Here is an 11,819-nt window from a genome sequence, read left to right as displayed (position 1 = left end):
ATCGCAATTTTAACTGGTATCAGATTTAACTCACGCCCTCACTTCTGTTGTCAGGAATTTTTAATTAGGTGATGCGAGCGCGACCAAAATTATTGAGTATTTTTACTCACGCTTGGTCTCGGATAATTCACTTTTACCCCCTCAATCCGCGTACGCTGCCCCTTGAGGGTGCGAAATGTGGGTTAAATCTGATGCTCTCACGTCAATTTTTAGCAATGGACAACTCAATGCTCTTACAGAGATATTAGAGTATGTATACTCACTATTTTCTTTCCTGATTCACTTTTATCCGCTCAATTCCTGTGTGTGCCAGTTCAAACTATTTTCCTTGGATTCAACGGCGGCAGGTGCTGCTGCGGGTGTTTCTGGCTCGGGGGCTGATGGCACGGGCACTGCAACTGTTGGTGTTGGCGCTGCTGGTGGAGCTGCGGTTTCCGGTGTTGGCAGTGGCGGTGGCGGTGCGGTTTCGGGTACGGGCGGTGTTGGTGCAGCGGACAGTGTTGTTGCTGTTACTGCGGTAATGAGTAATGAGTAATGGGTAATGGGTAATGAGTAATGAGCAATGAGCAAGTCCAAACATTCAAATATTTAACCATCTAGACATTCAGATGTTTAAACTGTAAAATCTAATTGATCAACTCAGGACTAAACCCATAACTGCACCGCCAACTCAAATCCGCAGCAGCGCAGTCAGGTCAGGAAATGAGCTCCCTGGTGGAAAAGTCCGTAGCTCAATACCTCCAGCAGTTCGATCCCGATGGAGACATCTAAATGTTTGGATGTTTGAATGTTTAAGCATTTGACTTGACTCCCCCCTGTAAAAAACTCAAAACTTTCTTGTTGTGCGATTCCCAATCCTTTTTGAGCTGCCCCCGCACGAATGGTCTACCTGTTAGGGATTATTGCCCGTTGAGCGTGACAACCGGAGCGAGTCAGACCCCATCTCTGTTTTCAATCGAGCTCGCGAGGGAAAAGAAAACTCGACCCCCTAACTGGACTAAAAGAGAAATCTTGAACGGCATCTTCGCTTCAACTCAAAAATGGTGGCAATTGGGCTTCCTTACCTAAAGATTTACCCCCCTACTCAACCGTATATTGGCATTACAAGCATTGGCGAGAACTCCGAGTGCGCCGAAGTTATGATGAGAGTCTTACATTCTCAAGTACGATCGCCTGCGTCAAAAAAACCCCAAATGGACTACGTTGATGATGATCGACTCACTATTGGGTAAAAAACACCTGTAATGCTAGTATTGCATCGCTCATGATATTGTTTCTACAAGTCAACAAATGGTATTAAAAGGCATTTAGCTGTTGTTCCGCTTGGGTTTCCCGAATTTACCCACTGCACTCCTAGCAAATTTATCTTCTGGATGCTGGTTTGCCAATCGATGTTGAGTAAAAACATCGATTACTTCAAGTCTAAACCCGTAAATATTCCCTATCAAAGCCGATCGCCACATCAAAGCCGATCGCCACATCAAAGCCGATCGCCACATCAAAGCCGATCGTGTCCTTGGCATCCTGACTCATTTTACCTACGAAAATTCATGCTAAAATCAATAATTAACCATTGAAACCCCTGAGTAAATATGTCCTGCAAACTATGTGGATTATTGCCAGTATTTACGCTCGCACTCAAACCAACTACACCTTAACAAATTTAGCGGAGCATCTGCCCAAAAACTAATGGCAATGATTGATAATTTGGGGAAAATTTATTATTTCCCTTTAAAAAAGAATCGGTTGGTGGATGATACACAGTGATACGCTTGACACTTGTTTAACAGAAAAGTCAATATTTTTTGAGCAATAAAGTTTTTAATTGCACGGACGATCGCTCTTCATGAGAGCCAACGCGAGATCCCTTTTTCGGCACACTATATGTATTGGAGTTTAGACTAAGCACAAATTGACTCAGCATGAGCTGAGTGGAAAAAATGGTTAATCACCGAGAGGTTCTCAAGGTTAACTTACGAATTTTGTGGATTTTTGGAACCGACCTTTACCCTTTTTGACCACAGGATAGCGGCATCTTCGGGTGCGAGGTTTTCCCGTTTGCCATCCATCCGAGTTTCCTCGACGTTTGGGAGCAACAGTGGGAGTCCCAATCTTGATTAAAAGTGGAAGCATTGATTGTGCAACCCTTCCAGGGGTTAATTCAGGCAGAGACTTTTGCCAGGGCAAACGAATTTCTCTGACGACATCTTTAGCTAACCATAATTGCCAGGTTAGTAAAGGCATCAAATCACTCCATCGTTCGCACTGTTCTGGGGTACTCAACTTCGGCACAGTCCAATGTAAGGTTTGTTTAACTAACCGATACCAATGCTCGATGGAAAAACGACGCAGATATAGTTGCCAAATTTCAGCCAGAGATGGCATTTGGATACCAACCCACACTAACCATAAAGGTTGACTATTTAATCGACCCGTTACAGTTTCTAAACGTTCGACTAAAATTAGAGTCATTGGATGTTTGGGACTGCCTCGAAAGTGCAAGTCATCCCATTTTCTTAACCGAATTTTTCCGAGTTTTGGCTCAACAGATTCCAGAGTTTGTTCGGGTTCCCACCAGCTTTGAGTGTCGTTAAGCTTAAACTGGTTCCCATGAATTCTTGGTCTTCCTTTACCACTATAAGATAGAGGTGCTGACCACAAACAACGATTAGAACGAATACGCATCACTTTATCGGCGGCGATGGCTGCGGTTGCTTTAACCAGAGGCGCACACCCATACTCACTGTCAAATAAAACAATCGGTCTATTCTGAAGATATTGGCACACTTGCGCCAATTGTTGAGCGCCTTTACCGATTGGGTTGTCCCAACTGGTAATACGTTCGTGTCTCAAGGGCAGCGCCCAACTGCCACTACTTTCAGGTATCCAGGCAATCGTACTATATCCTTGACCGATGCCGACAGGTATGCCGTGAGGTAAGGCCGTGGGTTGATGTTCATAGGTGCGTTCTTTGAGGGTACGTGCATGGGTCTTAACCACGCTGTATGATCGATCGCCAATACTGGACGTTCTACTTGTGACATCTGTTGGATGTACAGTTGCATCAACTTTTCTCGGTCTGGGCTACAATCTTGCAGGGCTTCGTATACGCTTGACTATTCACGTCGAAATAAAGGACTGAGGGCAAAATCTCCTAAACAGGAGACGTGGCGGGTCGTCATCGCTGCATCTACCAGCTCAAAGGTGGCATCTTTTGCCTGGCCGAGGCATTCATAAGCTAGTTGACGAAATTCCTGTAATTGTTCTAACTTCATGGCAGGTAGATTTGAGATTTTTAGCTGAATACTCAATCTTCTACCCGCTCTGCTGTCTGTTGAAACTATCGCAGGCAGTTTTTTTTTCAAATTGCCAGTCTCCGAAAACGTCAACGGTCGCTGGCATCTATCTTATTGTTGAACCTGATAGCTGCTCGCCAGCAACCGTTGTCGTTCTTGAGAACTGTTCGCTAGTCTCAGTGCGATCGTACTTTTTGACCTGCTTAGTCTAAACTCCAATTCTTGACATTCGCAGATATAACTCATAACATTAGTGGTACCTCCTACTTTTTTATAGTAAGAGGTACTAAAAAGAATACTTGGCTAAGGAAAACGCTATGCACATTACCTATCATGCCGGTCAAAGAATGAATCACCGTGGTATCACAAAAGAGATGATCGAACTCACGATTCAATATGGAGAAGTTCAGGACGAGGTGACAACTTTGAGCCGAGATGCCGCAACGCGCTTAGTGGCTGAACTTCAGCGCCAGGTGAAGATCGCCAAGAAACTTGAGGAAACAAGGTTGGGCCGAGATGCAGCAACACGCTTAGTGGCCGAACTTCAGCGCCAGATGAAAATCGCCAAGAAAGTTCTCGACAAAGGCGGTCTTACCGTTGTGACCGCTTTTTCCGCTCAGAGTGTAATTCTTGAGGAAACCATCATTCTTGATGAAACTATCCTCATTACTACATACAACTGCGCCCATCCGAAGAAGAGTAGAAAGTGGCAAGGAAAGAAAAATAAATTCCGCCTATGTAACCAGACCGAACGGGTGTTTAGATTTCATAACTTAGATATTTTAAAGCCCCTTTAGGGGCTGCAAACCTCTTGTTCGCAAGGGAAAGAACCTAATGATCTAATAAAAAGGTTTGAAATTCTTGAAATACTAGATTTAGGCTCCTTCAAGCTAAAACTCTTTGTCTATCTACATTTTAAGCCAGTTAAACGTTAATTTTTGTCTACATCCCAATATAAGGAAATACCATGAAAAGTGAATATATACTTGGGCAAATGCTCGACATCTTTCGAGGCAACCATCATTTTACGACAGACGAGAACACTCAAGTGGTTCTGCAGATATTGGCGTGGGCAAAACTTTCGCTAAACGAAAGTCTTCCCTCCGATCTACAACTGACTAAAAATTCAAGACTCACCACTTCTACAGAACTCTTCAATAGCTTTAAGAGGCTCAGTGAATGCCCAGAGCTTGGTGAGAACAAAGCAGCGTTCGAGAATATCGCTTATTTGCATAGGGATATTTCTCCGGGCGTATTTGTAGAGGCGCTCGATTTCGCGCTCGATTCCGCACACAAAAATCTGTTAAACTCTTTCGACTTTCCTGAAGACTTTTACCTTTCGTTTCTATCTCATGGATCGCCCATCCCGATAGAAGTAATCAAAGTTATGTCCGCTCTGGCGGGAGACCTGAAAGGAAAGAGGGTTTACTGCCCCTACGACTCCCTTTGCCTTATTGCTCGTCAGGTTAGTAAACAAGATGGAATTCCATCAATAGAAACACCCTGGGTGTCTCCTATCCCTTGGCTCATAAGCATCCTTACGGATGCAAATATCCGCACTATAGTCACTAGCGATCCCCTTCAAAGACCAGCCTTTCTGAAGGAAGGCAATCTTCAAAAGTTTGATTTCACTATTGCATTTCCACTTTTTGGACAAAAAATTGATATCGAAGTCTATAAAAGAGACTTATTCAATAGGTTTAAAGAACCAACCTCATCAGGTTCTGTTCTTACCCTGTACCACATAATCGCTCAAACAGAAGGAAAAGCCATTGTCGCAATACCAGGTAGCATCCTCTTTAGTCGTGGAGCTGAACACTTGTTGCGAAAAGATCTACTTCAGCAAGAAATGATTGAGGCGGTTCTCAGTATGCCAGCAGCCCTACTGCCTTTCACCCCAATTCCATTTTCAATTCTCATACTCAATACTCGGGGTAAAGCCTCCACAGTGCGCTTTGTTGATGGAGCAGCAGAGCAATTTTCAACTAGAGATGGGAGAAACCGCTCTAAGCTTGTGAACTGGGAATTATTGCTCGAGATTTTCCATAATAGCAACGATGAGGCTATCGTAGCTAACATTCCAACTATAGATATCATTCTTAAAAACGATGCAAACCTTGAAGTTTCTCGCTATCTCTTACCTCCAGCGCAAAAGGTAATTCGGCATCTTTTGAGCAAAAACGAGACTCGGAAACTCTCTGATCTGGTTACGTTTCTTCGTCCATCAAAACCTCTACCAAAAAATGAAACAGAAGGAATTCCAGCGCTTGAGGTGGGTGTTTCGGATTTTCCCAACTATGGCTACCTCACAACTCCTGAGAGGCGGGTATTGCTGTCACCAAAAGTCTTTAATTCACAAGAGGGAAAAAGCTTTTTGTGTCCCCGTGACATTATTATTTCGATAAAAGGAAGCGCAGGGAAACTCGCTATTATTCCCGATAATGTACCTCCAGTTGGCCCTAATGCTTGGGTAGTAAATCAGTCTTCGTTAATTATGCGTCCACAGGGTAGCATAGATCCACGGGTTTTATTTATGTACCTCTGCTCTGATGTTGGAGAAACACTGCTTAAGGCGATTATTTCAGGGGCAACTGTCCCTCTCATACAGCTACAGCACTTAAAAGATGTAGAGATTATCGTTCCCGATGCGGCAAAAGCGGAAAGCATTATTAACACATTTAAGGAACAGGTTCAGATACAGGATCAAATCAACAAACTTCAGGAAGAGCTACAACATTTGAGTAAATCCCACTGGAATATCTCCTCATCTACTAGAGGTTAGTAGTAGCCAAAATTTTAAGCTGATAAAGCTTTTGATGTTTGCATCACAATCTACTTTATATTCTTTTCCTCCCCATTTTTAGCTAAATCATTTGAATGAATCAGAACGGGTTTCCAGCATTGGTTAGATCGCAGTGGTGCGATCGGATTGATAGGGTCAATGAGGAGCTTGCCTCAAAAAGGCTTGCACGCTTATTCGGGTATTCGAGAGCCTGTAAGGGTTTGGGGGCGTTTTTTGCCCTCTAAAATTGAGGAGTGTCACTTCAACAACTGTGGTAACGAAAGTATTAATGGTAAGATCGATCGACTACATATAAAAACTGTAGCTGATCTGTGGCTCATCATCAGCAGCACCTAAATATTTCATAACCTGACCGACTTTTCGAGCACAAGCCAGCGTAATTGGATACTTTCCATCAAATTGAGTGTTGTTCCAATTCATTTTGGTTAAACCTAAAATTTCCTGGCAAATTACGCCAGGTGATTCATCCGACTTGACAACTCGAATCTCCAAAGGTTGTGGAATATACTTTCCTGTATAGGTTCTGTAATGTTCAACCGAACCCCGGGTGTACAGCAAATGATTTTCCTCATTCAATTCAATATGAATACCTCGGTATGACGGATATTCATTTCCACGTAAGAGGCGTAAATCACTATCAAGAATAGTGACAAAATCAACCTTGCGAACTCGCATTTCTTTTGCTGCTGACTCAAAGCCATCAAGTTCTTCATCACTGTATTTTGAGGATTTATGCAACACAAGGCGCGCTGGAGAGGTATCTAATGCAGTTTCATATTCAGCTAGAGCACGCTTTAAGAGTTGATAGGCTTGTGCTGCTTTCAAATGAGGTATTCGATCACTTTTATCGATATTAACCGGGGTTCCTCGCAAAATTACATTATTGCCTAATTCATCAAAAATTTGGGCTAAACTCGTGTTCAACACCTTGCGGTCGCGACTTCGATAGAAGCCAATCCCAACAAAACATACTGAGGGGCGATTGATATTGGTAACCAGCTTCCAAGGAACCGTTCGGTTAGTTTTATAATAAATAGCAGTACAAAAGTTCCAGGCTTTTGTAGCATCATCCTGCTGACTTTTTACATTCGACTCTAACGAAGCTTCTCTAATAATTTGTAATGGTTTTCCAAGAGACATTGCTTTAGCTTTTAGCGCCCGCCTAAAGTTGACTTCTAAAACATCGTCTTCTCCATCTTCTTCCTTTCCTAAATTTTCTACGACGGGGATTATTTCTGGCTTATAAATTTTGTCATATAGTCGAGTGGGAATAACACAGGTTATAACATCAATCACGCGATTTTGAGCCAAAAATTTAGCTTGGCGATAGTATAATTCAACTGCTGCATAAACTCGTTCATTCCAATCTTTAATCTGAATGATTGCATTAATATCTGAGTTATTCAGTACCCTAGTAATTTCTTCATCAATTACTAGGAGTGCTTTAAATCCAAAGTCTGATTTGAAGCCACAAAAGGGAACAAACAGGTTAGGTTGACGACTGTCTGGTTTAGCAGGAATAAATTGAGAACACTTCTCTAACCAAGTATATAATTTGGATAGCGTATCACTGGTTCCCACAGCGCCAACTATAACTCGTTCACGTCTGATTTTAAGTTTCGTATCATAAACGTCATAGTTAGTAATACCTGTTCTTGGACAAAGGTGAGAGCCTTGACCAAATTCTAATAAAGGTTCTTTAATGTAGTGTAATTTCATAAGTCTAAGGATAATGCTGTTTGCTCCCAATCATTAGTCTTAACGTAAGGATTCAGGTCTGAAGAATGGGAATGAGCTCAGGCATAGCCAAGTCACAAGAATGGGCAGAAATAGCCTCACGGAAAAAAGTCATTACTGAACGAGCTTGAAAACGACAGGTTTGAATCACACTAAGTAGATCAGCCGTTTCCTCAAATCGTTTCATCGAACGAGAGCCGCCAGAAACTTTCCGCTTAGTTACAGCTAACCGTAGAGAACGTTCTGCTAAATTATTATCTGGAGGAACCGAGGGGTCAGAGAGAAAATACCACCATTGTTCTGCCTTATCCCGTAAGGATTTGAGTAACAAACCTGCGGTATAACCAACTTTGTTCAACCAAGTCTCCAAAGCAAGATTCAATCGTATTTTGAAATCAGTTGCCCATGAGTAGTATGTGAGTTGCTCCTTCGTCTTGCGCCACGACTCATGGGCGATAAAAGCTTCATCTATTAATGACAGAAATATTTGAGCGACTGCTGCATTATCATTGCCAGGAAGTACCAGCACTTTCTTAAAATGCCGTCGTAAATGGGCCAGACACTTCTGTTGAGCTGCGACTTTAACACCATTATAAACACTGAAATCATCTGAGCTTAAGACTCCCGCAAATTCTTTGCCCAGCATGGTTTCTAGTTCCACGCGCCCCCTGGTATCTGCGGCATGAAATAAACAAAATCCTTCTCCACTAGCCGTCCATAGCCATTCTTTAACCCCCATCACACACCACGGCGTTTCATCTACATGAACGTTTGATTGTAGAGGGGCCCATTCCCACAGTGCTTTGATAGCTGGCTCTACTGCTGCTGCTACTCGTTGATTGGTTTTTTGGAGTGTTCCTACGGACACTTCTATCCTGCCGAGTTCCCACAACAATTCAGTCAGCTTGTCGTAGGAAAGATGTCCATAATTCCCCAGCCAGACTAAGAGTGCTTGAAGATTAACGCTCAAGTCTTGTCCTGGAATTATTCCGCTTGGTGGTTCTCCTCTGACTACTGCACCACATTCGAGGCATTTACACGATTGTGTTTGATATTCAACAACTTCGATTGGTTTTGCTACTAGACTTGCTACTTGCTGTCTATGAATGTTAATTACTTCACTTAATTCTTTACTGCCACAATTGAGACAGATGTCGGGTGAGCTAATTTCGGTTCTGTCTACTCGTCCAAACCCTTTTCGGGTTTTCCCGGGATGACCTGGTTGTCCACCTGGTTTCTTTTTTTGGTCTGCTTCTGGTTGGACTGTTGGTTTCTCTGATTTTTGGATCAGATCCGTTGATGGGGGCTTTGATGAAGTCTGACTGGTGGTTCGACTTTTCCCCGTAGCAATGGCTAGTTTTTCTTGTAATTCTTCAATAATTTTTTGCAGCCCCAGTACCATTTCCACCAGTTCAGCTTGGCTCAACTGCTGGATTTCGGTTTTTTTCTGCTCTCTGGTGGCTGCGGGCTTTTTCATTCGTTTATTTTACCAGCTTTTGACACTGAAGTTTTTTTGACCTGAATCCTTACGTCTTAACGCTGCCGTTCCTTGGTGATTTTGGATTCCACTCATCATCATTAAGTAGCGGAGCATTTTCAAAGGTGATGAGTTCACCAAACCCTAAAAAAGGGTAAGGATATCTCGTAACAAAGAGATCGGAAGATTTCTCTGTTTTTAAGAAAGCTACAATAAACCGCAAATGATTATAAACGTTTTTATTATTCTCCTCTCGCTTCAACCAATCGAGCTTATCTTTAGCATAGAAGGAACGTCGATATCCGTCGAAACTGAAAAACCAGTCTGGAATAATAGTAAGATACCAACTTTGACCAAATCTCCGATATTGTGTATGAAATGCTTGGTGCTTACAGTAGGAAATTTCATCGGGCTTATTATTCTTCATTACCCGTTCGTAAACAGTTCGACTACTCTTTCTTTCGCCATACCATTCCTCTTTCCGTATTGGGTTCCCGTCAAATTCTACAAAAATGAATTGTTGCTCTTGATGCTGCCAAATAACATTTTGACGATATAACTTTTGTTGTAAGCATCGTCTTAACAAGGATTTGAAGACATTTTCAAAGTTTCGATCGATTTCGTAAAACTCCTGGGAATCAAGCGAGATTGTTGTTCCACGATCGACGATTGCCGAAATCGGTATGTTATCATCCTTTAAATCATGGAAAGTTACGATTTTTCCTTCATGACAGATCCAATCTACCCCAAAAGCTAACCCTGCTTGCTCAAGAGCAGCACGCGCAACATCTCGTGTTGAGGCATCTTTCTTGAGTTTGTTTTTATAATCTTTGGACTTTTCAATAACTTTTTCCCGCTCAACAACTAAATCTGAAATGTATAGCTCTTTAGGGAAGAATAGTTCTAACAGATTGAGGTAAACCGTCTCTGTACCTTGAGCATAGTGTGAGCTAGAAGTTGTAACTGGAACTTGACTTTTATTCGATCCAGTAAATTCGCTATTCCATTGTTGAGAATCTAGACTGCCTATTTCTGCAACGATAACGCTGAGTTTTTGTTTAGTCTCCAAACCGCTAAACTCACTATCAGCCATGTTATTAAGAAATCTTAAAAGTTGTGTTTTTCCTTCATCTAATATAAGTTCTATTAATTCTGAAACGAAAACAAAGCTGCTTTTCTCCAGAGAACTCATGCGGGGAATCAGATAATCAAACCCTGTGAAATTCAAGAGAGCTTTGCGCTCTCCAAAGCTTTGAGTAGCTGGCATTTTTACTAGAATCTGTAGCAATTTATCTGAGAAATTTATAGTCATTGAAATCTAAATAATTGTAGAATCTCTCCGAAACTAGGTAGTCGATGCTGCGACCTTAAGCATATCTGCAAACTCTGAAGGTAAGTCAGCTAAGATACTTGTTACCAGAATACCCTCATTTCTAAAGTAACGCTGCTGGGTGGCCGGTTCAGGAATATTACCTCCAGCGTGGTGGAGGGCAAGAACCTCCCAGCCATCACTAAAAACTGGTGAACCAGAAGAGCCATTCAAGGTAGAGGTTATATATTGTATTATATTGCCACCTACATATTGAACAAAATTGTTTTGCAGTGAAATTTGCTTGGGTTGTCCCAATGGGTGTTGAATAATATTGACTCTGATACCCCTACTAATCGCCCTAGGTAGTAGTGGTAACCACCCCCATTTTCTTCCAGGTTCTCCTTCGATTTGAACTAAAGTGTAATCCAAGGAGCCATTAGTATGAAATACCCCATTTGGTTTGGCGCGATACTCATCTATCTGTTGAGCTTCTCCTTGGAAGGTCTCTTCATAATTAAAACGAAAAATTGAATTTGTAAGTAAATTTGAGATGGGCAATACATGATTGTTGGTTAACAACAAATCTGGAGCCACGAGAAACCCTGTACCTGACCAACGTTTTTGGCTCGTCTGTACCCCAACATAGGCAATTGACCGAGATACCTGAAGCCCTTGGCGCAAGAATGAGATTGGACGTAGCGTATTTTCACCAATTATTTTCTCTAATACATCTGTAGTGGTTTCTGTCCCTCGCCAATCGTGGATGTTAGGTAATGTTGCGATTGGAGTCATCATGTCATACTTGATCAGCAACCTATCTAAAGAAGCTTGCTGCTGCACTCCTACCACACTCTTCAGGGTATTCAAGAAAAGCCCCAGGACCTCGTGCTCGAAATTTAAACGCCCGTACTTTGACAGATAGCTAACGATCTCACTAACTGCAACAAATGAAGCACCTGAAAAATCGATCATTGGTGTCAACTGTTTCAAACCAGCTAGCTCCAAAAGTCGCTGGCGCGCTCTCTCCGTGGCTAGTTCTGGTATATCTTTTAGTAGAGTTATTAATTGTTTACAGTCTTCAGCTTCTAAATTGACCATATTTTTATTAGTCTTTCAACAAAGAAGCCTCTTTGCTGAGAGGGGTAAAGGATAACGGTGCAAGCCCTCACCCTTAACTAAACCCAACAAAATACA

General features: G+C 42.2%; 9 protein-coding genes. 3 read left to right on the top strand and 6 right to left on the bottom strand.

All coding sequences use genetic code 11. From position 1 onward, the window contains the following. Nucleotides 1-175 precede the first annotated feature (175 nt). Nucleotides 176-535 (top strand): hypothetical protein, encoded by a 360-nt coding sequence (locus QUB24_RS02825; protein ID WP_333150434.1) that lies wholly within the window; start codon nucleotides 176-178, stop codon nucleotides 533-535. Between the two features lie 1,433 nt (nucleotides 536-1,968). Here QUB24_RS02825 and QUB24_RS02820 read toward each other — a convergent pair. Further along, complete coding sequence (locus QUB24_RS02820) at nucleotides 1,969-3,000, bottom strand: transposase (RefSeq protein WP_333150432.1); 1,032 nt, start codon at nucleotides 2,998-3,000, stop codon at nucleotides 1,969-1,971. Nucleotides 3,001-3,116: 116 nt separating this feature from the next. Continuing rightward, nucleotides 3,117-3,275, bottom strand: coding sequence for a hypothetical protein (locus QUB24_RS02815; RefSeq protein ID WP_333150430.1), 159 nt, complete (start codon nucleotides 3,273-3,275; stop codon nucleotides 3,117-3,119). A 338-nt stretch (nucleotides 3,276-3,613) separates the two neighbouring features. Between QUB24_RS02815 and QUB24_RS02810 the strand changes: the two genes are divergently transcribed. Together QUB24_RS02810 and QUB24_RS02805 are read left to right on the top strand one after the other, a co-directional pair. Further along, nucleotides 3,614-4,093 carry a DUF4258 domain-containing protein gene (locus QUB24_RS02810; protein WP_333150428.1) on the top strand — a complete coding sequence of 160 codons (480 nt, stop codon included), beginning with the start codon at nucleotides 3,614-3,616 and terminating at the stop codon, nucleotides 4,091-4,093. A 170-nt stretch (nucleotides 4,094-4,263) separates the two neighbouring features. Next, entirely contained in the window at nucleotides 4,264-6,078 is a 1,815-nt protein-coding gene (locus QUB24_RS02805; protein WP_333150426.1) for an N-6 DNA methylase, read from the top strand. A gap of 306 nt (nucleotides 6,079-6,384) precedes the next feature. Here the strand turns inward: QUB24_RS02805 and QUB24_RS02800 are convergent, their stop codons facing one another. The 4 genes from QUB24_RS02800 to QUB24_RS02785 all read right to left on the bottom strand — a co-directional run bounded on the left by QUB24_RS02800 (nucleotide 6,385) and on the right by QUB24_RS02785 (nucleotide 11,723). Next, on the bottom strand, nucleotides 6,385-7,818 hold the full coding sequence (locus QUB24_RS02800; RefSeq protein ID WP_333150424.1) for a hypothetical protein: 1,434 nt from the start codon (nucleotides 7,816-7,818) through the stop codon (nucleotides 6,385-6,387). A 52-nt stretch (nucleotides 7,819-7,870) separates the two neighbouring features. Continuing rightward, a complete protein-coding gene (tnpC, locus tag QUB24_RS02795; protein ID WP_333150422.1) occupies nucleotides 7,871-9,313 on the bottom strand; it encodes an IS66 family transposase in 1,443 nt (480 codons plus the stop codon). A gap of 49 nt (nucleotides 9,314-9,362) precedes the next feature. Further along, on the bottom strand, nucleotides 9,363-10,580 hold the full coding sequence (locus QUB24_RS02790; protein WP_333150420.1) for a hypothetical protein: 1,218 nt from the start codon (nucleotides 10,578-10,580) through the stop codon (nucleotides 9,363-9,365). A gap of 78 nt (nucleotides 10,581-10,658) precedes the next feature. Then, nucleotides 10,659-11,723, bottom strand: a complete 1,065-nt coding sequence (locus QUB24_RS02785) for a trypsin-like peptidase domain-containing protein (RefSeq protein ID WP_333048790.1) — start codon at nucleotides 11,721-11,723, stop codon at nucleotides 10,659-10,661. Nucleotides 11,724-11,819 lie beyond the last annotated feature (96 nt).

Origin of the sequence: Microcoleus sp. B9-D4, assembly GCF_036705105.1 — a bacterium.
Classification (GTDB): domain Bacteria; phylum Cyanobacteriota; class Cyanobacteriia; order Cyanobacteriales; family Microcoleaceae; genus Microcoleus.
Note: the sequence above shows the minus strand (reverse complement) of the source record. Positions and strands in the feature narration are given on the sequence as shown.